The organism is Bradyrhizobium sp. MI1.7 (assembly GCF_055811795.1).
This window is the reverse complement of the sequence record NZ_JBVVPO010000017.1, coordinates 1-23,424: the sequence shown is the minus strand read 5'-3', so window position 1 is coordinate 23,424 and position 23,424 is coordinate 1. Positions and strand designations below refer to the sequence as shown.

General features: G+C 61.4%; 18 protein-coding genes. 16 read left to right on the top strand and 2 right to left on the bottom strand.

The features are described from left to right. The first annotated feature begins 36 nt into the window (after positions 1 to 36). The 12 genes from AC0L3X_RS17750 to AC0L3X_RS17695 all read left to right on the top strand — a co-directional run bounded on the left by AC0L3X_RS17750 (position 37) and on the right by AC0L3X_RS17695 (position 16,112). Complete coding sequence (locus tag AC0L3X_RS17750) at positions 37 to 315, top strand: acyl carrier protein (RefSeq protein WP_014496395.1); 279 nt, start codon at positions 37 to 39, stop codon at positions 313 to 315. A gap of 341 nt (positions 316 to 656) precedes the next feature. Further along, on the top strand, positions 657 to 1,373 hold the full coding sequence (locus AC0L3X_RS17745; protein WP_063986521.1) for a nucleotidyltransferase family protein: 717 nt from the start codon (positions 657 to 659) through the stop codon (positions 1,371 to 1,373). 18 nt (positions 1,374 to 1,391) lie between these two features. After that, positions 1,392 to 2,558 (top strand): DegT/DnrJ/EryC1/StrS family aminotransferase, encoded by a 1,167-nt coding sequence (locus tag AC0L3X_RS17740; RefSeq protein WP_473316567.1) that lies wholly within the window; start codon positions 1,392 to 1,394, stop codon positions 2,556 to 2,558. Next, on the top strand, positions 2,555 to 3,292 hold the full coding sequence (locus AC0L3X_RS17735) for a sugar transferase (protein ID WP_063984322.1): 738 nt from the start codon (positions 2,555 to 2,557) through the stop codon (positions 3,290 to 3,292). Before AC0L3X_RS17740 ends, AC0L3X_RS17735 begins: the two co-directional genes overlap by 4 nt. 12 nt (positions 3,293 to 3,304) lie before the next feature. After that, entirely contained in the window at positions 3,305 to 4,345 is a 1,041-nt protein-coding gene (locus AC0L3X_RS17730; RefSeq protein WP_063984323.1) for an NAD-dependent epimerase/dehydratase family protein, read from the top strand. Between the two features lie 65 nt (positions 4,346 to 4,410). Continuing rightward, the gene (locus AC0L3X_RS17725) at positions 4,411 to 5,682 is read left to right on the top strand and encodes a polysaccharide biosynthesis/export family protein (RefSeq protein ID WP_063984324.1); all 1,272 of its coding nucleotides are present in this window, start codon (positions 4,411 to 4,413) and stop codon (positions 5,680 to 5,682) included. Between the two features lie 289 nt (positions 5,683 to 5,971). Continuing rightward, positions 5,972 to 6,634 (top strand): helix-turn-helix transcriptional regulator, encoded by a 663-nt coding sequence (locus tag AC0L3X_RS17720; RefSeq protein ID WP_144030703.1) that lies wholly within the window; start codon positions 5,972 to 5,974, stop codon positions 6,632 to 6,634. Positions 6,635 to 6,909: 275 nt separating this feature from the next. Further along, entirely contained in the window at positions 6,910 to 8,097 is a 1,188-nt protein-coding gene (locus tag AC0L3X_RS17715) for a glycosyltransferase (protein WP_063984325.1), read from the top strand. Next, positions 8,094 to 9,350, top strand: coding sequence for an O-antigen ligase family protein (locus AC0L3X_RS17710; protein WP_063984326.1), 1,257 nt, complete (start codon positions 8,094 to 8,096; stop codon positions 9,348 to 9,350). The genes AC0L3X_RS17715 and AC0L3X_RS17710 overlap by 4 nt, the downstream gene beginning before the upstream one ends. A gap of 3 nt (positions 9,351 to 9,353) precedes the next feature. Further along, positions 9,354 to 11,342, top strand: coding sequence for an asparagine synthase (glutamine-hydrolyzing) (gene asnB / locus AC0L3X_RS17705; protein ID WP_063984327.1), 1,989 nt, complete (start codon positions 9,354 to 9,356; stop codon positions 11,340 to 11,342). 10 nt (positions 11,343 to 11,352) lie between these two features. Continuing rightward, on the top strand, positions 11,353 to 13,242 hold the full coding sequence (locus tag AC0L3X_RS17700) for a GumC domain-containing protein (protein ID WP_063984328.1): 1,890 nt from the start codon (positions 11,353 to 11,355) through the stop codon (positions 13,240 to 13,242). Positions 13,243 to 13,379: 137 nt separating this feature from the next. After that, positions 13,380 to 16,112, top strand: a complete 2,733-nt coding sequence (locus tag AC0L3X_RS17695; RefSeq protein ID WP_063984329.1) for a non-ribosomal peptide synthetase — start codon at positions 13,380 to 13,382, stop codon at positions 16,110 to 16,112. 128 nt (positions 16,113 to 16,240) lie between these two features. Here the strand turns inward: AC0L3X_RS17695 and AC0L3X_RS17690 are convergent, their stop codons facing one another. Next, positions 16,241 to 16,777: a DsrE family protein gene (locus AC0L3X_RS17690; protein WP_063984330.1), complete on the bottom strand. Its 537-nt coding sequence runs from the start codon at positions 16,775 to 16,777 to the stop codon at positions 16,241 to 16,243. A gap of 213 nt (positions 16,778 to 16,990) precedes the next feature. Here AC0L3X_RS17690 and AC0L3X_RS17685 point away from each other — a divergent pair, with 213 nt between their 5' ends. The 4 genes from AC0L3X_RS17685 to AC0L3X_RS17670 all read left to right on the top strand — a co-directional run bounded on the left by AC0L3X_RS17685 (position 16,991) and on the right by AC0L3X_RS17670 (position 21,849). After that, positions 16,991 to 19,414: a coiled-coil domain-containing protein gene (locus AC0L3X_RS17685; RefSeq protein ID WP_063984331.1), complete on the top strand. Its 2,424-nt coding sequence runs from the start codon at positions 16,991 to 16,993 to the stop codon at positions 19,412 to 19,414. A gap of 47 nt (positions 19,415 to 19,461) precedes the next feature. Continuing rightward, entirely contained in the window at positions 19,462 to 20,484 is a 1,023-nt protein-coding gene (locus tag AC0L3X_RS17680) for a TAXI family TRAP transporter solute-binding subunit (protein ID WP_063984332.1), read from the top strand. Between the two features lie 119 nt (positions 20,485 to 20,603). Then, positions 20,604 to 21,101: a hypothetical protein gene (locus tag AC0L3X_RS17675; RefSeq protein WP_187387758.1), complete on the top strand. Its 498-nt coding sequence runs from the start codon at positions 20,604 to 20,606 to the stop codon at positions 21,099 to 21,101. 61 nt (positions 21,102 to 21,162) lie between these two features. Continuing rightward, positions 21,163 to 21,849 (top strand): N5-glutamine methyltransferase family protein, encoded by a 687-nt coding sequence (locus AC0L3X_RS17670; protein ID WP_063984334.1) that lies wholly within the window; start codon positions 21,163 to 21,165, stop codon positions 21,847 to 21,849. A 102-nt stretch (positions 21,850 to 21,951) separates the two neighbouring features. Here AC0L3X_RS17670 and AC0L3X_RS17665 read toward each other — a convergent pair whose 3' ends face one another. After that, entirely contained in the window at positions 21,952 to 23,256 is a 1,305-nt protein-coding gene (locus tag AC0L3X_RS17665; RefSeq protein ID WP_063986522.1) for an HlyD family type I secretion periplasmic adaptor subunit, read from the bottom strand. Positions 23,257 to 23,424: the final 168 nt, after the last annotated feature.

Below are 23,424 nucleotides of genomic sequence, written 5' to 3'. Positions count from 1 at the left end.
CAATCGACGCACCCGCTTTCATGGAGCACCAACGCAATGACACTGGTCTTGGCACCCGACCGCTGCAAGGAGCAGATCCGCGCTTTTCTGACATCGAATTTCTACATCAGCGACATCGCGGCGCTGAACGACGACGCTTCCCTGCTCGACCAGGGGATCATCGATTCGACTGGAGTGCTCGAGGTGGTCGGGTTCATCGAGACGACTTTCGGCATCGCCGTCGACGACAATGAGATCCTGCCCGAGAATCTCGATTCAATTCGGGGCATGGCACGTTACATCGCCAGCAAGGTTAACTTGGCCGCCGATACCTGACGGACCGGCGCGTTCGGCAAGCAGAGGAAACGAGCTGTCCTGTGACTCGATCGCGGCTTGGCGCCCCGGGGGTTCACCCGGCCGCCGAGTGCGGCGTTTTTTCGCCCTTCGCGAACCCTTCCGCATTAGCCCCTTGGCCAAGGCGGATCCCGTGTCTTCCGGAGAGGTACGCCTCGGCTGCACGACTGCGTGGACAACCCGCCGGCATTCCTCCGCCGTCCGATTCCAACGCTCTCATGCAAACGAACGAAGACGCAGGCATGGTTTGCTCCTACCTTTTTCCTTGAGAAGCATATCTCGTTTTTTTTGAAGCGTATTTTTTTGAGTACATGGAGGTTCAGATGAAAGCGGTAGTTCAGTGCGGCGGCAGAGGAACTCGACTTCGTCCACATACGTCCATTTTGCCAAAACCCCTCATGCCAATCGGCGCCCGTCCCGTCCTCGAGCTCGTTCTCAAATGGTTGAGACGGAACGGGATAGGAGAGGTCTTCGTCACCACCGGTTATCTGGGCCATCTGATCCGCAGCGTCTGTGGTGACGGCAGCCAGTGGAACATGCAGATCACGTATACGCAGGAGCTCGAGCCGCTCGGCACGATCGGCCCGCTGTCATTGCTGCGAGAACAGCTCAACGAGCCGTTCCTGGTCCTCAACGGTGACGTCCTGACAGACCTGAACCTGAACCAGCTGATCCACAATCACCGAAAATCCGACGCCAACATCACCATCGGAACCTCCGTTCGGAGCACGAAGATGGACTTCGGTGTGATTGATGAAATCGATGGACGCGTGACCGGATTTCGCGAGAAGCCGGAGCTGACGAACCTCGTCAGCATGGGAATCTACTGCATGAATCCGGTCGTCCTCGAGCGCATTCCATCGGGCGTCCCCTTCGGATTCGACGACCTGATGTTCCAGATGCTCGAGGAAGAAGCCCGCGTCAACGTCTTCAAGCATACTGGCCTGTGGCTCGACATTGGCCGGGTCGAGGACTTCCTGAAAGCCCAGGACATTGCGTGGGACGAGCAATCGACTGCATTCGCAACTGCGGCTGCGTGACGCAGCGTCACCCTTCGCATGGGGAATGAACGGGAAGAGGAACACATGCTGTTGGTATCAGAACCGGCCCTGGGAATTGACGAAAAGGAAGCTCTTGTTGCCGCGATCGATAGCGGCTGGATCACCATGGGGGACCGCGTACGGGAGTTCGAGCAGACGTTTGCACGCATGCATGGCGCCGAGGACTCGATTGCAGTCGGATCATGCACGGCCGCACTTCACCTCATCCTGCATGCGCTCGGAGTCGGCCCCGGCGACGAAGTCCTCGTTCCATCTCTCACGTTCGTTGCCACGGCCAATGCCGTGCTCTACGTCGGAGCACGGCCCGTGTTCGTCGATGTCCAATCCGGGGCAGTTCCCCTGATGTCCGCGGCCGATGCGCTCCGCAAGTGCACTTCGCGGACGAAAGCGGTGATCCTCATGCATTTTGGGGGCTACCTCGCTGATCGAGACGAGTGGCAGGCCGTCGCTCGCAGCAAGGGTCTGCTCCTGATCGAGGACGCCGCGCATGCACCCGGCGTCAAGGGGGTCGGCACGTTTGGCGATGCAGCCGCGTTCTCCTTCTACGGCAACAAGAACATGACGACTGCTGAAGGCGGCGCAATCATAACGCGTCACCGGATATTGAACGACATGATCAAGCGCGCCAGGTCGCATGGCATGACCACCAACACGCGCCAGCGCCTCGTCAGCCGCAGCCCCGAATACGACGTGACGCTTCTTGGATTCAACTACCGCATGGACGAGTTGCGCGCCGCGGTCGGCCTGGTGCAGCTGCGTAAATTGGCAGGTTGGAACGACGCCAGGCGGCATCTGTCGCTGCACTATCGGCGGCGGCTCGCCGAGCGTTGCCCTTCGGTCCTGGTGCCATTCAACGCGTCGTGGGTATCGGCCCACCATCTCATGCCGGTTCTTCTCCCCGCGGCAAGCGCGCGGCAGCCCCTGATCGAGCAGCTCAGCAAGCGCGGCGTTCAGACGACCATTCACTATCCGCCGGTGCATCGGTTGACGTTCTACCAGGACCAGTATCCGGGCATCAGCCTCCCCAACACTGAGGATTTTTGCGGACGTGAGCTCACCTTGCCGCTCCATCCCGCGATGACTCCCGCCGACGTCGATCACGTGGCAGACAGCCTCGCGGATGGACTTCGGGCAACCTGTCCCGCGGAGGTCGAACAGGCATGAGCGAAACGGTCAATGCGGGATGCGCTGGGCCGGCAGCTCCGGCCGTGCGTTTGCGGCGCGTCATCGATGTCCTCGGTGCCGGGACGGCCATATTCGTCTCGCTGCCGATCCTGTTGGTCATTGCGCTTGCAGTCTGGATCGAAGGCGGGCGACCGATACTGTATTCGCAACTCCGTCTCGGGCTGAACGGGGCGCCGTTCCGCATGTACAAGTTCCGGAAGTTCAGAGCCGATTGCGACGATCGCGGAAGTCCGCTCACGATGGTGAACGACAACCGCATGACGACGATCGGCGGGCTGCTGGCTGCATTCAAGCTGGATGAGCTACCGCAGCTCTGGAACATCCTGCGGGGTGACATGTCTTTCGTCGGCCCGCGACCCGAGACGCTCGTATTTGCCGACTGTTTCAGGAACGGATTCGAAAAGATCCTGGAACACCGGCCAGGCCTCGTCGGGCCGTGCCAGGTTCTCTTCCGGCATGAAAATGAGCTGTTCCCGCCGGACGGCAATGTGGCGGATTTCTATCGGGAGGTTCTGTTTCCCGCCAAGGCGAAGATCGACCTGGCATATTATTCCAATCGAACCGTCACGTCCGATCTCCGGTGGATCGTTCAGGCCGGCTGGATCGCCGTGGGGGAGCCGCTTCTCAACCGCATGCGAAGACCCCGACCGGAGAGCCAGAGCGGCATAGCGCCAACTGGCGGATCTGTCGGTGCGAACTTATTTCAAAAGTAGACGGGTGATCAAATGGCGACTGAAAAGCGAACTGTGCTTCTGGTAGGTGGTGCTGGTTACGTGGGCTCAGTGATCACGGGCCATCTTCTGAGAAAGGGTTGGCACGTCCGTTGCCTGGATCAGCTCATCTACAAGAACGAGAGCTGTGCCTGGCCTTATCTGAGCGTTCCGCAATACGAGTTCATGCAAGGCGATATTCGCGATCCCCGTTTCGCCAATCAAGCATTGAAGGGTGTGGATGACGTCGTTATCCTCGCCGGGCTCGTCGGCGATCCGATCACGAGCAAGTACCCCGATGAAAGTCACGCCATCAATCGCAATGGCGTCGCGTCCTTCATCGACGCGATGCAACACCATCCGGTCGATCGGCTGATCTTCGTGTCCACCTGCTCGAACTATGGGCTAGTGGAAGTAGACACGGCCGTCGACGAGAATTACCCGCTCGCACCACTCTCCCTTTACGCCAAGCACAAGGTGGAGATGGAGCAGAAGATCCTCGGTCTCAAGGGAAAGGCTGGATTCCATCCAACGGTTCTCCGCTTTGCGACGGCCTTTGGTCTTTCCTCGCGAATGCGCTTCGATCTCACGGTGAACGAATTTGTGCGTGAACTGCACCTGGGAAAAGAACTGCTGGTATTCGATCCCAACACCTGGCGTCCTTACTGCCATGTTCGTGATTTTGCCCGCGCGATCGAGGAAGTGCTCCGCGCGCCCACCAGCAAGGTCGCCTTCGAAGTCTTCAATGTGGGCTGCGAGGAAAACAACTTCACCAAGCTGATGGTCGTTGAGGAGATCATGCGGCACATTCCGCGATCGAAGGTGACCTATCAGGAGCGCGGCGCCGATCCCCGGAATTACCGCGTGAACTTCGACAAGATCCGTCGGGTATTGAATTTCACGCCCGAGATCAGCGTTCAGCAAGGGATCAGCGAAATCCTCGCTGCCTTGAGCCAGGGCCTGTTCGACCACGTCGAGGAGCAGAGGCACTTCTTCGGAAACTACGAGATCTTCCTTCCGACCGCCCTCATCCCGGATTTGAAGAGAGCCGGCTGAAGGATCCGATATCGGCGTCCCTAAATCGCGAGCGGCGAAGGCTCGGTTACATCGGGAGTTCGTCCATGAAGTGCAAGAAGCAAGGCAGACCCTCTTCCACCCTCCTGCTGGGCTCATGCGCGGCAGTTCTGTTTTTCGCGACAAGCGGGCTATCCCTTGCCGCGCCGTACAAGCTGGGACCGGGTGATACCATCGAGATTTCGATCGGTGGCCTCCCCGATCAACGCAACCGCACGCAGATCCAGATCGACGGCACCATCCCGCTTCCGGGCGGAGGGACGGTTGAAGTTGCCGGCCTGACCCCGGCGCAGATGCAGAACCGCATCGAGACGCTGCTGCAGGCACGGATACTGCGTCAACGCCTGACCGACGGACGCGACCAGGCATTCGTGGTCAAGCCCGGCGACGTCATAGCAAGCGTCGTGGAATATCGGCCGGTCTATGTTTCCGGCGATGTGCTCACGCCCGGACAGCAGACGTATCGGGCTTCAATGACCGTGCGCCAGGCCGTGGCAGTGGCCGGCGGCTTCAGCCTGTTGCGGTCGCGTGGCATGCAGCCCGGCGCCACCGACCCTGCGGATCTTGTGCGGGACTACCAGTCTCTCGCCACCGAATACACCAAGGAATACTTCCATATCGTCCGAACCGGCGCGGAGCTTGATGGCCGCGACACGTTCGACGCCACACCTCCAAGCGACATTTCGCTGCCCGCGGGTGTGATCGGTTCGGTCGTTCAAGCCGAGAAGGACTCCCTGAAGACCTCACAAAGCGACTACCGCACGGAACAACGCTTCCTGGACGACGCCGTAAAGCAGACGGACGCGCAGTTCGCTACGCTCAAGAAGCAACAGGAAGGTGAAGAGAAGGGCGTGCAGGCCGACGAAGAGGAGCTCGAACGGGTCATGAAGGCGTTCGGCTCCGGATTGCTTGCAAGTCCTCGTGTCAGCGAAAGCCGGCGTGCCCTGTTGCTGTCGTCGACCCGACGCCTGCAGACGAGCGTCGAACTCATGCGGCTCCAGCGCCAGCGTGAGGACTTCCTGCGGCAAGCGGGACGTGTGACCAGCCAGCGCACGATCAATCTGCTCAGGGAGCAGAAAGACTCGAACGTTCGATTGGCGGACTTGCGCGTGAGAATGCAGGCGCTCAGCCAGAAACTGCAGCCCATCGGCGGCTCGGGTGCCATCCCCGTCAATTCAGGTGAGCTCAATCCCGACGTGATCGTCGTGCGGCGGCTCGGTCAGCAGTGGGACAGGATAACCGCATCCGTCGACTTCGACGTGGAGCCCGGCGATGTGATCGAAGTCACATTGCGCCCTGCGCCGGCCTTCTCGAACTGAGCACGAACAGAGGTACTCCCTTAAGAGTAAGCAGGGCGCTCCTTCAGGAGTAGCTTCCGCATACCCCCATGGCTGCTCCCGCGAGGCTTAAACCCGCCTTGCTACCCCTTCAACCCGCGTTGCTACCTCTTCGTTGATCACAACCGGGTCGATGCCCGGAAGATCGGCAACTTTCACCCCCTCCGACGGCCGCGGGGTTACCCCCCATTCAACGTTGCCAGGCGTGGCAGAAGTTGGGAATCTTTGTGGCACGTTCACTCCATCGGGTCAGCGCGGCCGGGGGAATAAAATGTTGAACTTAAGCCAAGCATTGCCAAGGTCTACCATTGCTCTACAGCGTCATTCTTCTGAATCGATATTCAATATTTCCAGTCCCGTTTCATCTGCTCACTCTGACGCCCAGAACCCCAAGCAGGACGGCTTGCGCGGGGTGCTCGCGCGGATCGGCTGCGGACAGGTCTTGCTCAGACGCGGCAAGGTTATCGAGCTCAGTCCGGCCGGCCGTGCAATATTGGAACGCGAAGCGCGCGTGGATGCGAGCCACGAAACGCTCTATGGCGCCGTCAAGCAACTGGTCCACCGCGCCGGCGCACAGTTTCCGGCAGGCTCGACTTCCTGGTTGGCAACATCCACCAAGGAAGGATTTACCGCGCTGATCAACCAGGTCGCGAATGCGTGGTCCGACGAGACCATCGCATTGATCCTGCTGGATCTCGACGCGCATCCGGAGCCTTCGCCGCGGACGCTGCAGCGATTGTTTGGATTCACCGCTGCCGAAACCCAGCTTGCTCTCGAGTTGGCGCGAGGCAACAACCTGATCGACATTGCTCGTTCGCGACGATTGAGTCGAACGACAGTACGCTCCCAGTTGGCTTCCCTGTTTGTCAAAACACAGACACGCCGGCAAGCAGACCTGATCGCGTTACTGGGCCGCCTCGCCGTCCTGCCCTAGCGTGGACGCGGAATACGGTGTCGCGTTGTCTCGACTGGTCGGAGATCGACGTGCTTCGCGGCGCGTTCAGCAAACATGCACTCGCGCCGCGTCGTCTTTTCAGCCCTGTTCGAGCACGTCCGCCAACCGCTCACTTCCGCTGTCATGCGAATGAATGAAGACAGGCCGCGGCCACGTCCTAACCTGATCCTGTCAAACTTTCGCCGGGAAAACCGGGGGCCTCCGCAAAGATTAACATCTTGGCGGGATTGCTCAAAGGGCTAGAAGGAACCAACATGGCGCTGCACTTGCTTTGCGTAGGAGGCGAGGATCACGCTTTGCGTATCCCGTTCCTGGCGGCTCTGCAGAACCGCGGCCTGCGCGTGAGCGCGGCCGGCACTGGTGCAGCATCTGCATTCGCGAAGACCGGAATCCCGTATCATCAATATCAGTTCGACAGATTTGGCGTCGGCTTTGCCGATCGCGCGGCCATGGGTCAACTGACGCGGCTCGTGAAGAGCGCTCGGCCCGACGTGATCCAGACGTTTGATACCAAGCCCAATCTGTTTGCGCCGCTGGCGCTTCGCGGCTCCGTACCGGTTGTGCGCACGATCAACGGAATGGGATGGGTATTCTCATCGACAGAACTGAGAGCCTTGGCCTTCCGCCCCGTCTATCTGGCGATGCAACGCCTGGCTGCTTGCTGGACCGCGGCGACGGTTTTCCAGAACAAGGCCGACAGCAGCTTCTTTAAACGACACCGCCTGCTTGGAAAGAGCTCATCTGTTATCATCGGAAGCTCGGGGATCGATGTCGGCGCTTTCGAAGCGGCGCAAGCGCGAACGGCCTCGCCTGCCGCGCTGCGCGCCGAACTCGGGCTCGGCGATGCCGAGATTGTCCTGACAGTAAGCCGATTAACTGTCCAAAAAGGAATCACAACGCTCCTCGAAGCGGCAAAGCTCGTGCATGAGGTCCGCCCGAATGTCCGCTTTCTGCTCGTCGGTCCGCGCGAAAGCGAGGGTCCATTCGCCGTAGGTCAGGAGCTGATCGAGGCGCACGCACCATATGTGATTGCGACCGGCGCCAGATCGGATATTCCCGCGCTTCTGGGAATCGCCGACCTCTTTGCCTTTCCGACTGAATATCGCGAAGGCATTCCCCGTGTTCTTTTGGAAGCCGGATTGGCTGGCGTACCAATCGTCGCCTCCCGCATGCCGGGGTGCGATGACGTGGTCCGCGAGGACTGGAACGGTAAACTTGTAGCGCCGCGCGACCCGCGCGCGCTCGCGGCCTCAATTCTCGACCTTCTTCAGGATTCCGCGCGTGCAAAGACGATGGGTCAACGCTCGATCAACGTGGTGCGCAAGGAGTTCGACCTCAACGTCGTCGCCGATCGCTATGCCGAGCTTTACACGCAGCTGCTTCCCCGCAGCTATTCCAGTGGCTGGCGGCCGGCGGCGCACAGCAGCAGTGAAATACAATGATCGGCAGTGCCCTTCTTGCGCTTGGCCTCGTGCTTGGGACAGCCTCGCAGCTGCGTCTTCCCAGCTTCCCCCTGGGCATCGGGGAAGCCTGCCTCGTCCTCTGGCTCGGTCTCGCATCCCTGCATCTCTTGGTGGGTTCAAGAATTTACAACCCCCAAGCTCTGCTCTGGCTCGTTGTATTCTGGGGCTGCTTTGTCTTGATTCAGAGTTTCGGGGGCTTCCTTGCATTGCTGCGCCCGGAGATCGTCGACCCAGAGCTCGTCGTGCACGACATCTTCGCATATCTCCTCGTGGCGGCCCTCACGTGCCTGGTGGCTGCAACGTTGAGACCCGAGGATACCCTACGCCAATCGCTGTGGTTCCTGATCGGATTCTGGATCGTCGCCGTGGCGGTGCAACTTGCATTGGGCTGGGGCTACCTCAGCATCTCGTCGGTCGATCCATGGTATTGGGACCGGTTCCGCGGGTGGTCGGAGAATCCAAACCAGCTTGCAATCTACTGTGCGGTTTTGACACCACTCTCGCTTCACATGGCTCTGACGGCCAAGCGGTTTGGCCGGTTCGTCGCAGTGTTTAGCTGCATCGTAACATTCGTCGTCGGCCGGCTGACGAAGAGCGATACCTTTCTTATCTCGATGTCGCTGTCGATACCGCTGCTCATTGCGCTGCGCTTGCGAAGCTGGCTGACATCCCCCGAACATCGATGGAGTTTGCGTTTCGCAGCTGCAGCGATCGTCGTTGTCGCCATAATTCCCCTTTCGCTCTCACTGCTCCCCTACGGGATGGCAACGGCGAATGATGTCGAGGGGCTGGCCGCCGGCATGATGAAGGATCGTGGCGGTGAGGCAACGAAGGCAACCGCCAATCTGCGGCTAAGTCTTTGGCAAGACGCCTTGCATGCCGGACTGGAGTCCGGGTCGCTTGGCCTTGGGCCCGGGCCGCATCTGGAGAAGCCAAGCGGAATCACGGACAAGGGCGTAGCACTCCCGGTGGAAGCTCACAGCACCCTCCTGGACGTGTTCACCCAAGGTGGACTGCCTGGCGTGATCGCCATTGTCAGCCTGCTTGTCGGCACGTTTGCGCTCCTGCTTCGCGCACGGCTCGACGCCTTGGCTGTCCTGATCTTTGCACTCGCCGTCTTCAGCATCAGCCATTTCATTCTGCGGCACCCGACCGTGTGGTTTGCCGTCACGCTGGGCCTCATCCTGGGCTCGGATCGGCGCTCATTGGCGCAAGCGCGAGTTGGAAGTTAAGCAATGTGTGGAATTACAGGAATACTTCAGACGCCGCATGCTTCTCGATCCGCCGACCTGGCGGCGATCGGGCCGATGACGGCTCGCCTGCGCCACCGCGGTCCTGATGCGGACGGGTTCTGGAGCGATCGTGACGCCGGCGTTGCGTTCGGGCATCGCAGGCTGTCCATCATCGATCTCTCCGATGCGGGCCGGCAGCCAATGCTTTCGAGCGACGGCCGCTTCGTCATTACGTTCAACGGCGAGATCTACAACTACAAGCCATTGCGGCAAGAGCTCGAGGGCGCAGGCAAGCGCTTCACCGGCAATAGTGATACGGAGGTCTTGCTGGCCCTGATCGAGAAATGGGGCCTGGAGAAGGCTCTCCAGCGCTGCAATGGTATGTTCGCAATCGGCCTGTGGGATCGCCGGAACCGCACGCTGCACCTGGCCCGCGATCGAATGGGGAAAAAGCCGCTCTACGTCGCGCGGACGTCAAATGCGGTCGTGTTCGCGTCGGAGTTGAAGGCCATCGCGGCATTCCCCGACTTTCACCAGGAGATCGACCCGGGCGCGGTTGCGGAGTTTCTATCGCGCGGATGGTTGCCGGAAGACCAGTGCATATGGCGAGGCGTCTTCAAGATTCCACCCGGGGGCGCCCTATCGATCCGTGCCGAGGACCTCTTGGTCTGCCGGGATGCCGCAGCTCTACAAGAACGCGCGCGCTCCTGGTGGTCGTTGGCCGATGTCGCGCACACGGGCCGCGCAGCGCTCGCCACTGCAGATGACCAGCAACTCGTCTCCCAGGCTTGCGATCTGCTCAAGGCCGCGGTCGCCGACCGAATGGTTGCCGACGTTCCGGTCGGGCTGTTCCTGTCGGGCGGAATAGACAGTTCGACCGTCGTGGCCCTGATGCAGGCCCAATCGGCGCGCCCGGTACGGACCTTCACGATCGGATTCGGTGAGCGCGCCTTTGATGAAACGGCTAACGCTGCGGCCGTGGCGCGGCACCTCGGCACCAGCCATACCGAGCTACGTCTCACCTCCGCGGACGCCAGAGCGGTCATCCCCGAACTTCCAACCATCTGGGACGAGCCGTTTGCCGATGAATCGCAGATCCCGACACTGCTTCTATCTCGACTTGCACGGCAGGACGTCACCGTTGCGCTTTCGGGCGACGGAGGTGACGAGTGCTTCGGAGGGTATTCCAGGCACGTACTTTCCGCCCGTTTAGCGCCTCTGCTGAACTCCAACCGATCGATCCGGACCATGGCCGCGAGCGGTGTGGCGCTGCTCGGGCGCGGCATGCGCGAAAGCGTCGTCGAAACACTTCGTCTTCCAGGTTGGTTGCAGAGGATGACACACGGCGACCGGATCAACCGCCTGGCAGATCTTATCGGCAGCAACGACGTCGGCGAGATGTACCGTCGGTCGACGCGGCTCTCCGAACTGCAGTTGACGCGGACCCAGGCAGGCTCGGAGCCGGACACGATCCCGCCGCTCAACGATCTGCTGTCTGATTTTATCGTTCGGGATATGCTTGGATATCTCCCGAGCGATATTCTCGTGAAGCTTGATCGCGCGAGCATGGCCACGAGCCTGGAGGCTCGCTGCCCGCTTCTGGATCATCGCGTTGTCGAGTTCAGCTGGGCGCTGCCGAATTCGGCGAAGGTGCGTCATGGCCAGGGAAAATGGCTCCTGCGCCAGGTCCTTGGCCGTTACCTGCCGCGCCACCTCTTCGAGCGACCGAAACAGGGCTTTGACGTGCCGATCGGCTCCTGGCTGAAGGGACCGCTTCGTTCGTGGGCGTCGGACCTCCTTTCGGAGTCGCGCCTTCGCAACCAGCATCTTCTGGACGTTTCCCGCGTGCAGGAGTGCTGGCTTCAACATCTTAGCGGTCGCCGCGATTTCTCACGACCGCTGTGGGCTGTCTTGATGCTGCAGTCCTGGCTCGACTCAGCAGTTACCTCCGGGCCTTCGCGAACAGCAGGCGTGATGGAACCGGCGCAATAAGGAGCAGGCGATGGAAGCGTTCACAAATAAACGGATTCTGCCGGTGACTGTCCTGTCCCAGGGCCGGTCAAAAGGCGACGAGTCACCTCCCGATGACGCCATCGCAGCATTCAAGCATGTCTTCGAGAGCATCAGGCGATACAAGCTCTTCATCGTCAAAATGATCGGCGCGGGCGCGCTGCTCGCAGTGCTCGGTAGTATTTTCATGTCACCCACCTATCTCGCAACGGCACAGCTTGTCGTGAGCGCTCGAAGTGGCGGAGCGGCCGACAATGCCGGTGCACCCGGCAATTCCACGCCGACTGGCGGTTCGGACGACCCGACGATCGATACGCACGTAACGGTCATGTCATCCGATGCGTATCTGCGGCGGCTCCTGCCGGCACTGAGGATGCTCGACAACCCGGCCAACGAGAACGGCACGGCTTCGATGCTCCGCACTGCCTTGTCAAAGATAAAGGGGTTCCTCTCCTTCCGGAAAGACCAACCGAGCGACGGCGCGGCGGTGGCAGCATTGAAAGGGCGCCTGAAGGTCAGCCAGGAGCGCCGGTCCAGAGTTATCAGCGTAATTGCCAGCGACCCCAATCCACAACGGGCCGCAGACGTCGCAAACCTGGTCGCCCGATCCTACGCTGACGAGCTAGTCCGGCAGAAGCGGGCCGTGGAGCTCCAGGCTCTGGACGCCATCGCAGCACAATCGGCGAATGTTCAGCGCGAATTGTCGACGGCGAAGGCGGAATGGGACGCCAGTCACTCAGGTCAGACCTCGTCATCACCGGCAGCCGCACAGGCCGCCGCCGCGCTGGAGTGGAAAATCACCACGCTGGCGCAGCAATATGAAACACTGATACGAAAGCGACAGGATCTCACCACGAAGGGCGTGGTCGCCGAGCCAGACGTGACCGTCATCGCGGACGCCCCGCCACCCGACTTTCCGAGCTCGTTGAACCCGTTCCTCCTTGTTCCACCGATCACGATTATCTTCGCTCTCCTGGCATGCCTCGTCGCGATCATCCTGAAGTACTTCGATCGAAGTCTGCACACGGAGGCGGAAGCTGCAGAGGCATTGGACATCCCGTGCGTCGGGTTGATCCCCTCGATCCCGCCGGAGCTGAGCATCTCGCCGCAGCGCTTCGTAGAGCAATCGGCTGTCTCGCATAACAGGGCCGTTCGCTCGACCGTCGTATCCCTCATGGCCGCCGATCCGGTCTCGCCACAGACGCCGCATGTCATCCTGGTGACATCCAGCTTGCACGGTGAAGGCAAGAGCGCGATCGCCTGGAGTTTCGGCTTTTGTGCGGCGCAACTCGGACAGCGCGTTCTGTTCCTGGATTTCTCTCAATTGCCCCGGCGCGTCGGCGGCGAGGCTGCAGATCTGTTCAAGCTGTTGGCGCACGACGGAGCGGCCGCCAAGGCCGTCCAGCACATCCCGGAGCTTGGACTCGACTACATATCGTCAAGATTGTCCGAGGGCAGTCGCCTGGGGCCGTTGGCGGGTCCGAAAGTCGCCTCGCTGTTCGAGCACTTCAGAAACACCTACGATCTCGTCGTCATCAACGCACCATCGCTGGATGATGCGCCGGAAGTGCGCCTCCTCGCCTCCTGGGCGGATCACGTTCTACTTGCCGTCCGCGCCGGAAGCACGAGCCGCGACGTCGTGCGAAGCACTTTGACCCGGTTTGCCGGGACGTCGGATCTCGATTCTCGTGTCAAGCTCTGGTGTGTCCTGACGCACGGAGTACCGTCCGAGCTCGCGCCCTCGGATCTGGAGCCGTCATCAACATCGACTTTGATGCATTACTATCGCAGCTTCAAAACAACGGCGGTACGGTGGACAAGCATCGAACCTGTAATCAATGTTTCCGACCACGCTGAATCTGGCCTGAGACCACGGCAATGACCCCAGGCGGCTTGGGTTAATCACCCGGGTCTTCCGATATGGCAGCCAGCCGATCGACCAGACGGTGGCTGCGAAACCGGCATCCTTCGTTTGAAGTATGCGTGCCCAGGCCTGATTAAATACGTTGGGACAGCAAAATGACGGGTACGGTGATGCGGCTTCAGATATCTGGCGATCCGTCGGGCGATCCATGCGACGCCCTTGACGCGCACCTGCCCTCGACCGTTCAGCAAGCTCCAGCGACGCTGAGCTGGCTGAGCCCTGTGGAAGTCCCTCTCGATCTGAACGGTCCGGTCGATCGATCATTCGATCCCCTGGAAGCCGGCTTTGCCTGCGTTCCCGCCATCGAACACCTGATTGCGGTGACGGCGAAGTTCGCCGACAGGGTCGCAATCAGCGACGGCAATCACAGCTTCACGTACGCGCAGCTGTTGTCCCGCGTCTTGACCTTGGCCCAGGCGATCAGCGCGCTGATCCCGGAGCAGGAAGCCGTCGGATGGCTATTGCGCAGCTCGGCCTGGCAGCCGATCGCTATGCTGGCCTGCATGGCGGCCGGACGAGTCCTTGTCCCACTCAATCCCCGCGATCCAGTTCAGCGGCTCACGGCTATCGCCGCGGCCGCCCGGATTTCCGTGCTGATCGGGCAAGACGGCGACAGCTCCGCCGGGTGGATCCAACAGCACGGCCTGCGCTGGCTCGACGTCGCCGGCGCCAGCGACCCTTCCGCAGCAACTTCAACACTCCCCAAGGTTTCGGTCGATGCGCCTGCCGTAGTGCTCTATACCTCCGGCAGCACCGGAGCTCCGAAGGGGGTCGTGAACAGCCAACGCAACCTGCTCCAGCGCGTCCAGCAATATGTGGACGCCTGCCACATAGGTGCAGCAGACGTCTTCATGCCTCTGAGCGGCCCCACCACGATCGCTGGTTGCCGGGAGATGCTGTCGGCTTTGTTGACGGGGGCAAGACTGCACATCGTCGACGTCGAGGCGCTCGGATTGCGCAGCGTTCTTCGCCAGATCACCACGCAACAGGTGACGATTACATACGTTGTACCAGCCCTGGTGCGCGCACTGATCAACGCAAGCCGGCCAGGCGATCTCGACTCGCTTCGCATGATCCGCATCGGCGGGGAGAAGGTCCTGTGGACCGATATCGCGCTCGTTCGGCGAGCGATACCACCGGGTTGCTTCATCCAGGTCAGCTATCTGTCGACGGAAACCACCGGCACCCAGTGGTTTCTTCCCAAGCAATGGCGAGAGGACGGCGTCAGCGTTCCTGTTGGCTACCTGCTTCCCGGCATATCGTACGCCGTGGTCGACGAAAGTGGGAAGCCCGCCCAGCAGGGTGAAGTCGGCGAACTGGTAATCAAGAGCAGGTACGTCATGCTCGGATACTGGGAAGACGGACGGCTTTCTCCGGCATCGCCCTCCCCGGATGACCCAAAGTCTCGCATCTATCAGACCGGCGACCTCGTCATCGTGGATACGCACGGACTGATGCGGATCGTTGGACGGAAGGGACGCCAGCTCAAGATCAATGGCCAGCGCGTTGAGCCGGCCGAGCTCGAGAGTGCGTTGCGCAAGCTCACCTATGTGAAGGACGCTGTCGCCGTCGTGACGGACGCGAACGAGCTGGTCCTGTTTGCATCGCCGGCCGATCCGCCAAAAGCGCACTTCAGGACCGACGTTCGCAACAGCATCCGGCAGGCTGTTCCTGCGGCTTTGCATCCGACCAGGCTGCACGAGATACAGGAGATGCCGCGCCTTCCAGGAGGTAAGATCGATCACGCCAAGCTGAAACTGCTCGATCTCGAGAGCAAAACGACCTCGCCCGCGCCTGTGCCGACGATGCAAGGAATGGCCGAGGCCAACAGGATCGTGCAGCAGGTGTGGACCAGTATCCTCGGCGTGCCGGAAGCTGCCGGACGCTGGGATGAGGCCGGCGGCGATTCCCTAAAGCTCCTGCGCTGCGTCATGGATATCGAAGACCTCATCGGCCGCGAAGTCAGCATGGAAGCGTTCACGGTCGATATGAGCGCCGAAGACATGATCCGGGCTATCGCGACGGTGGAGCCACCGGTGCGGCAGCGTCTCAACGACCAGATTCTCCCAGGTCTTGTCATACTGCCCGGCTCCATGGGCTATGGCCCGAGCATGGCCGCATTTGGCGCTCAGCTCGGCAAGGTGGCGCGGGTGATTCCGATTCGCTATCCAGATCTGAGCTGGAGCCTCGCGGGACGCGATTCCGTGCAGGAGATGGCCGCGATGGCCGTCGAGCAGATCAATGCAGCCCAACCACGCGGCGACGTCCGAATGATCGGCTATTCCCTGGGCGGCGGCGTCGCCTTCGAAGTCGCAAGCCGGTTGATCGAACAAGGTCGTGCCGTCAAATTCCTGGGCATCCTCGACACCAATGTCGGCCCTCGCAGAGCAAATCACCGAGAAGCCCTCTCTCGCACGCTACAGCGGATTCGATCCCATCGAGTGACGATCTACCGCATGTTCTGTCGCTCGGTGGCGAAGTTCGCCGCTCGCTTGGGCCAGGAGGCTCGATTCTGCAGGCTCATCGACACCATTACATGGCCCCGCCTGGCAAACACGCGCTTCATGCTCAGGCTCGAGCTCGAGGAGATTCTCCGGATGCGCGCGTTCGGACGCTGGGTCGAGGATGCCAAGCCTCGTCTGGCCATCAAGGGAACTGTCTTTGCCTGCCATCGGCCTGGCGTGACGCCGCGCCTCGGATGGGACTCCCTGTTTGAAGAACTGGACGTGATTCCGATCGCCGGGGGACATCTTGATCTGGTGGTCGAGCCCCACCTCTCGATCAATCGCCCCGTCATCGAGCGCGCGATCGGGGCGTCCTGCTCCTGATCCACAACACAATGCTTTTTGAGGGGTCGGTCCTGCCCACCACAGGACAGCACGGGGAGATCACGCGGGTTCGGCTCAAACCTGGCTCGAACCCGCCGTCTCGCGCTTGGGGGTGCCGCGTACGATCATCAGGGCCGCAGGTAGCTCCAGCCCTGCTCCTGAAGCTCCATCAGGCGAACAACCCCGGATTTGGTGACCTTCGCCTGCGTGATGAGAGGCACTTCTTTGCCCTCATTCTTGGTCATGTTCTCTCGTGTATTTCCGCAGGCCGAGAACGTAAGCTCGGGCGTTGTTTCGGTCATCATTTTGATGCGCCCCTTCACGGGCGAGGTATCGTCTCGCAGCATGTGCAGTCCTGGCCCGTAAGCGACGACTTCGACTTCGACCTTTTGACTGAGGTCGCCGTAGTGCTGAACGACGTTGCTGACGTTGTTGAGAGCGAGATTCATGACGGCCGGATCGTTGACGTCGACATGGATGACAAGTCGATGCGGCGGCTGCTTCCGAGGTGTCGCAACACCCATCTTGGCATTTGCGTTCCTGGCGGCAGTGCCGGGATTCTTGGTGGAGAGGGTGGTTTGCGCAGAACCGCGGGTTTCGATGCCGCTAATGAGAACCAGTCCGACAGCCGCCACGCCGGCAAAAATGGCAAATGATCTGCTCATGACTGTGCTTCCTGCGTGTGTGACGAAGCGTGCACGTCGCAAGCTATTTAAGCGCAACCGTGGGGGCAAGCAGCTTTGGCCAAAGCTCCGCCCGATCTACTTAATTCCCATTGTCGGCGCACTACTCCGTTTTGGCTACCGCAACTGCGACATCGACATCGCGTCGATGAAAGCGCCGTCATAAACGACATGCCATGATCGCTACCAAGCATCATGATCCCTACCAAGCTACCAAGCATCATGGTCCCTACCAAGCAGTTGGGCGTCGCAATGGGGGTACACGGATTCGACTTGTCGAAAGGAACAGCCGTCGCGCTGAGCAAAGCTGCGCGCCGGCCCAGGCACCGGCAATTTGCGTTCCGCGAACTCGGATTGTTCGACATCGCTGACGGCTCGCGCGCATGCGACAGAGCCGGCCGGCTCATGGTGGTTCTGATCACCTGCTTTCTGCCGGTTCTGACAGGAACTGCCGATGCCAAATCCCAGGACGTTGGCGACCGGGGTGCCTCCTACATCACACCGGCGATGCTCGATCTGTGCAGATGTACGCGCGGACCAGAGCAGATCGATGGGATTAAACAAAGGCTGAAGCTCGTCCAACGCGCGGACGAGGCGCGACCCGCCGCGACACAGCCCGCTGGAAGCAGGCCCGCCGCGACCGGACCGCGCGGAGCGAAGACCGCGACCGAGCAGCCCCGCGCGGCTGCCGATGCCCCTGCGCAGGACATGACGTCTACGCCGCCCCCGGTGTCAAATGCGGCTCAAGCAGCTTCCGAGACGGAGCGGCTCAACCAGAACCTGTTGCTGGATCAGGAGCGGCAACGAGCGAACAAGCTTGCGCGCGAATTGGCTGCGGCTCGAGTGGAGCTCGACGCGGCGCGGCAGACCCAGACGCACACTGTCCGCGCCATGGAGATTGGTATTCAGCAAACGCAGGCGCTCGAACAGGAGCGGGAAAAGACCGATCATCTGTCACGTGAGATCTCCTTCCTGAAGGCGGAGCTCGACGTCGCAAGGGTTGCGGCTTCAAAGGCTATGCAGGCGCCCGAACCCGAACCGAAGCAGGAGCGTCCGGTCGACCGACGGAATGGGGCCAAACGCTTTGCCCTCCAGCTTGCCTCGCTTCGCTCGGAGCTTGAGGCCTCGCGCAACGCAGCATCCGAAGCCACGAAGTCTGCCGCGGCGGAGGCCGCACAAAGGCAGGCTCTCGAGCGCGAACTAAAGCAGGAGCAGGACAAGACAGAAGCCCTGATCAGCGAACTCGGCCCCCTTCGGAACGCGGCCTCCGAGACCGCGAGGGGCGGCGCTGCAGATGTCGATCAAAAGCTGGCGCTGACACGCGAGCTCGAGAAGCAGCGGGACAGAGCTGAGAGCGCGGACCGTCAGCTGCAGTCCCTTCAGGCTGAACTCCGTGCAGCGCAAACCGCGAGCTCTGAGTTGGGTGCGGCCCGAGCTGCAGACGCCGAGCAAAAACTGGCACTGAAACGAGAGGTCGAGAAGCAGCGGGACAGAGCTGAGAACGCGGACCGCCAGCTGCAGCCCCTTCAGGCTGAACTCCGCGCAGCGAAAACCGCGAGCTCTGAGTTGGCTGCGGCCCGAGCTGCAGACGCCGAGCAAAAACTGGCACTGAAACGAGAGGTCGAGAAGCAGCGAGACAGAGCTGAGAACGCGGACCGCCAGCTGCAGCCCCTTCAGACTGAACTCCGCACAGCGAAAACCGCGGGCTCTGAGTTGGCTGCGGCCCGAGCTGCAGACGCCGAGCAAAAACTGGCACTGAAACGAGAGGTCGAGAAGCAGCGCGACCGAGCTGAAAGCGCGGACCGCCAGCTGCAGCCCCTTCAGGCTGAACTCCGTACAGCGCAAACCGCGAGCTCCGAGTTGGCTGCCGCCCGAGCTGCAGACGCCGAGCAAAAACTGGCACTGAAACGCGAGGTCGAACAGCAGCGCGGTCGCGCGGACGCTCTCGCGCGCGAGGCGGCGTCGCTGAAGGATCAACGCGACCTGGCGCGGGCTGAAACGTCGGAGGCTGCACGAACCGCCGAGGCCGCCGCAAAGACCGCAGCCAAGCGCGAAAAGGAACAACCGGGCAGCGGCGCGGCAACGCTCCCAACGTTCGCATCCGTCCGGGATCATCTGGCCGCATGGAATGCCTCCGCGGTTGTGGCGGCGCCATCGCGTGAGCCCACCGGCCGCGCACCGAGCCAGAGCAGCCTCCGGCCCGCCGCTTCGCCTCCGCCCGCGCCATCTGCCTCCGCCCCGACGCAACCGAGCGCGCAGATCACAAAGGGGGCTGCCCTGCCCGGTGCCGACTCCAAGGCCATGGCCTCGGTGGAGCGACAGGCCGCCGCGAGCGGAGTACCGCGCCCGCTTGCGAACGAGGAGCGACTGCTCGCGCGCGCCAGCGCATTGTTGCGGCAGTCCGACATCAACGGTGCCCGCGGCTTGCTGGAATACGTGCTTGGACATGGCAGCGCGCAAGCAGCCTTTATGCTGGCCGAAACTTACGATCCTCACGTACTGCAATCTTGGGACGCTCGCGGCGTCGCCGGCGATTCCGCGAAGGCGCGCGAGCTGTATGAACGAGCCCAGGCCGGCGGCATTCGAGATGCAGAAGGACGGATCAAGGGGCTCAAATAGCTGCTGGAGCGAGCCTCGGAAGCCAGACCAGAGAATGGAGAGGCCCCATGTCATTGAGTAAGCTCGCGTTCACGGTCGCATTGGCACTGGTCGGCCTGCAGCTTGCTGCCAATGCCCAATCTCGCTCGCCGCGCGACCCGCCGGCGCCGACCGCGCCGCGGAATGCCGATACGGCCGCAAAGGAACGTATCAATGCATGGACGGTGGGACTCGCCGGAGGACTTATCGAGGGCGCACCGCTTCGGCTCGCCGCAGAGATCGCACGCGTCGCCAACGAGGAGGACAAGCTTCACGTCATTCCGATCGTGACGACCGGCGCGACCGAGAACGTCAATTCGCTGCTCTATCTCAAGGGCGTTGATGCCGCGATCATCAACATGGATGCCCTTGACGAGTACAAGGCGCAGGTTCCGTCGATCGAAAAGCGCATCGTCTATGTTCTCAACCTCTTCCCGGCCGAGCTGCACGTCTTCGTGCGTCCCGAGATCAAGTCGCTCGACGACCTCAAGGGAAAGAAGGTCAATTTCAACACCCAGGGTACGGCAGCCGCATATTCTGGTCCGCTGATCTTCAGTCGGCTGGGACTGAACGTCGAAAAAATGTTCATTCCCCACCAGGTCGCATTGCAGCAGATGAAGAGCGGCGAAATCGCAGCGGTCGTCTTCATCACATCAAAGCCGGTCGACGCCTTCTTGAAAGGACGTTGGGATGATGGCTTCAAGTTCCTGCCGATCGAATACGACCCCAGATTTGAAGACTATTATCTTCCGTCGTCCCTCGATTCAAAGGACTATCCAAACCTCGTGCCGGCGGACAAGCGGGTCGCGACCATTGCCGTCCCGACGATTCTTGCGGCCTACAACTGGCAGCCGCAGACCGATCGCTATCGGCGCATGGTGCGCTTTGTTGACCACCTGTTCGGACGGCTCGACCGGCTGCAATCCGCTGGCTTCGATACAAAATGGAAGGACGTGAATCTCCGCGCCAGCGTCCCCACTCTTGCCCGGTTTGGTCCGGCGCAGGAATGGCTCGATCGCTCGCCCAGCGCGACAGTCGGACTATCGCGATGAAGCGAACCGGTACCCTTGCGGCCGTCTTGCTCGTGGGTACCGGTCATCTAAGCTGCACGCAAGCCGGCAACACGCCAGATCGTTCGAGGGCATGTACGCAGTTTCAGGGAATGGAGCACATGACTTGCGTCGACGAGCAGATTGGGGAAGCACCTGAGCAGTCCTTCCAAGCTCCGCCGCAAAGTCCCAACTGGATCTTGAGCGAAACGACATCACCGGTGGACCACAAGCCGCAGATCTCCGCCCGGACCACCGCGCGAGCCGGCGCGAAGGATGGGCCCTCGTCGCTCGCCATTCATTGTCGCGCCAATCGGACCGAGGTCTTGCTCTCCGCCGCGAGTTCCTGGACCAAAACTCCAGGCACCGACATAAGGGTCGTATTCCAGATCAATGATCAACCGCCTGTCGATCAACGCTGGAGGGTTGCTGATGGCGGACGAAGTCTCACCTTTCCGGGCGACGCCGTTCGCTTCATCAACTCCATGCCAGGGGTGGGCCGGCTTCTGACGAAAGTGTATGCTGGAACGGCTGCGCCCTACGAGGAAACATTTGAACTGACAGGTCTGGACGCCGTTCGCCGGCGATTTGCAAAGGTCTGCACCTGGCCGCCCAGCTGAATAGCCGCAAGTCGGGCTGAACGGCTGACAGGGAGGACGTCACGCGTGAGGTGTGAATGCGATGAGCGAGACGATCAATGTAGCCGAGGCTTACGAGCGAGGACGTACCCAGTTCATGGGAATCGAACTGCAGGTTGCTCCCGGCGCGCTGGTGCCTCGGCCGGAGACGGAGTTACTTGGCAGGACCGCGGTTGAAGCACTGCGCCGAGCACACCTCCCCTCGCCGCGGATCGTCGACATGTGCTGCGGCGCCGGCAATCTTGCATGCGCGATCGCGCTCAATATTCCCGACGCTCGCGTCTGGGCGAGCGATCTGACTGACGGATGTGTCGAGCTCGCGCGACGCAATGCCGCGAGCCAGGGCGCCGAGACCCGCATCACCGTGCTCCAGGGCGATCTGTTCGAAGCTCTCGCAGGCCTGCAACTCGAGCAAACCATCGATATGATCGTCTGCAACCCACCCTATATCTCGGAATCCCGGCTCAAAGGCGATCGCGCCTCTCTACTCATGAACGAGCCGCGCGAGGCATTCGCCGCCGGGCCCTACGGACTGAGCATCCATATGCGCGTTACAAAAGACGCACCTCGCTACTTGCGGCCGGGAGGACTGCTGTTGTTCGAGGTGGGTCGCGACCAGGATCGACAGGTGGCAACCCTGCTCGAACGCAACGACGCTTACGAGAATGTCAGCGTGGTCTTGGACTACGCGGGCGCCGGTCGCGTCGTCATGGCGTACGCGAAGGGATAGCCGGATTCGAGCACTTCCTCCACAATGATCGTTGGCATTGCAGCGTAGCACCCTGAACCCAGCGGCCCTCGCACGGGCCGACCAGCCACAGCCTACACGTTCTCAGCTCTCCCGCATCCCGCGCCGGATCGCGTCCGTGATCGGCTGGGTCAGATAAGCAAGAATTGTGCGTTCTCCGGTTGCGATCAGGACGTCGGCCATCATGCCCGGCTTGAGCTTCTCGCGGACTTTGTCGGGGAATTGCGTCACCTGGACCGAGACTTTCACCTCGTAATAGGGCTGATGGGTGACATCGTCGCGCGTGGCGTCGGCCGAGATCGAAAGAACCTCGCCGACAGCGATCGGGGTGGAGCGCGCCTTGAACGAGGGAAGCCGCACCTCGGTCGGAAGGCCGAGCTGGACGTGGTTGATATCAAGTGCCGACACCCTTGCGGCCACCACGAGAACGTCGTTGTCCGGCACGATCTCCATCAGCACGTCGCCCGCCTTGATCACGGCACCGATCGTGTGAAGCTTGAGGTTCACGATCCGCCCCGATCGCGGTGCGCGTACTTCCATCCGCGCCAGAACATCGACCGCGACGCGCAGCTTCTCACGCGCATCAGCAAGCTGGGCGCGCGTGTCGGTGAGCTTCCCGGTCGCTTCCTCCAGCACCTTCTGCCCGACCTGATCGATCTGGAGCCGCGACTCGTCGATGATGCGGCCATAGCGAGCGATATCCGCTTCATATGCGCCGATCTTGCCCTCGAGATCGGCTCTGGAGCGCTCCAGCGTGGCGACGCGCGCGAACGGTACGATGCCCTGATCAACGAGCGGCTTGAGCTTGGTGTATTCCTGACTGACACTGTCGAACTGCGCGCGCGCGCCCTTGTTCTGCGCGGTATTCCCCTGGATCTGCCGCTGCGCCTGCGCGATACGTTCCTCGAGGATCGAGATCTCGATCTTTCGTGCAGCGCGACGTTCATCGAAGCGCCGCTTCTGATCACCCATTGCGCGTATCGCGTTCGGATCGGACGTCTTCTGGAGCAGCTCGGTCGGAAACGTGATGCTGTCCTTGCCTTCGGATTCCGCCTGTAGGCGCGCCTCCTCGGCAACCGCCGAGTACACCGCCGAGCGTGCGATCTCTTCCTTGGCCCGCTCCTGGGTCGGATCGAGCCGCAACAGGACCTGACCTTCCGCGACATGAGAATCGCCTGTGACCAACAGGTTCTGGACGATGCCACCCTCGAGATGCTGCACCACCTTACGGTCGCTCTCGACAACGACGGAGCCGGGGGCCACCACGGCACCGTCGATCGATGCGAGGGCGGTCCAGCCGCCAAATACGCCGAAGGTCAGGAAGACGACCAGGAAGCCTCGCCGCGCGGGGGTCTGCCAATCGCCCGACGGATCCTCATCGTTGCCCATTGCCCCCCGGGGCCACAAGGTCGGCAGTTTCGCCTTGGCAAGATCGACCAGCTTGGCAAGATCTACCAGCTTGGCAAGATCGACCAGCGACCTTGTCATGGTCTCCGTCTTCGCAAGGAGTTTGCTCGGAGGTCGCGGCTCCTGCGCCACTTTATCTGCTTTGTTGAA

Coding starts and splice junctions, on each gene's coding strand:
- AC0L3X_RS17750 (WP_014496395.1), top strand. CDS start 37: ATGACACTGGTCTTGGCACCCGACCGCTGCAAGGAGCAGATCCGCGCT.
- AC0L3X_RS17745 (WP_063986521.1), top strand. CDS start 657: ATGAAAGCGGTAGTTCAGTGCGGCGGCAGAGGAACTCGACTTCGTCCA.
- AC0L3X_RS17740 (WP_473316567.1), top strand. CDS start 1,392: ATGGGGAATGAACGGGAAGAGGAACACATGCTGTTGGTATCAGAACCG.
- AC0L3X_RS17735 (WP_063984322.1), top strand. CDS start 2,555: ATGAGCGAAACGGTCAATGCGGGATGCGCTGGGCCGGCAGCTCCGGCC.
- AC0L3X_RS17730 (WP_063984323.1), top strand. CDS start 3,305: ATGGCGACTGAAAAGCGAACTGTGCTTCTGGTAGGTGGTGCTGGTTAC.
- AC0L3X_RS17725 (WP_063984324.1), top strand. CDS start 4,411: ATGAAGTGCAAGAAGCAAGGCAGACCCTCTTCCACCCTCCTGCTGGGC.
- AC0L3X_RS17720 (WP_144030703.1), top strand. CDS start 5,972: ATGTTGAACTTAAGCCAAGCATTGCCAAGGTCTACCATTGCTCTACAG.
- AC0L3X_RS17715 (WP_063984325.1), top strand. CDS start 6,910: ATGGCGCTGCACTTGCTTTGCGTAGGAGGCGAGGATCACGCTTTGCGT.
- AC0L3X_RS17710 (WP_063984326.1), top strand. CDS start 8,094: ATGATCGGCAGTGCCCTTCTTGCGCTTGGCCTCGTGCTTGGGACAGCC.
- asnB (WP_063984327.1), top strand. CDS start 9,354: ATGTGTGGAATTACAGGAATACTTCAGACGCCGCATGCTTCTCGATCC.
- AC0L3X_RS17700 (WP_063984328.1), top strand. CDS start 11,353: ATGGAAGCGTTCACAAATAAACGGATTCTGCCGGTGACTGTCCTGTCC.
- AC0L3X_RS17695 (WP_063984329.1), top strand. CDS start 13,380: ATGACGGGTACGGTGATGCGGCTTCAGATATCTGGCGATCCGTCGGGC.
- AC0L3X_RS17690 (WP_063984330.1), bottom strand. CDS start 16,777: ATGAGCAGATCATTTGCCATTTTTGCCGGCGTGGCGGCTGTCGGACTG.
- AC0L3X_RS17685 (WP_063984331.1), top strand. CDS start 16,991: ATGATCCCTACCAAGCTACCAAGCATCATGGTCCCTACCAAGCAGTTG.
- AC0L3X_RS17680 (WP_063984332.1), top strand. CDS start 19,462: ATGTCATTGAGTAAGCTCGCGTTCACGGTCGCATTGGCACTGGTCGGC.
- AC0L3X_RS17675 (WP_187387758.1), top strand. CDS start 20,604: ATGACTTGCGTCGACGAGCAGATTGGGGAAGCACCTGAGCAGTCCTTC.
- AC0L3X_RS17670 (WP_063984334.1), top strand. CDS start 21,163: ATGAGCGAGACGATCAATGTAGCCGAGGCTTACGAGCGAGGACGTACC.
- AC0L3X_RS17665 (WP_063986522.1), bottom strand. CDS start 23,256: ATGGGCAACGATGAGGATCCGTCGGGCGATTGGCAGACCCCCGCGCGG.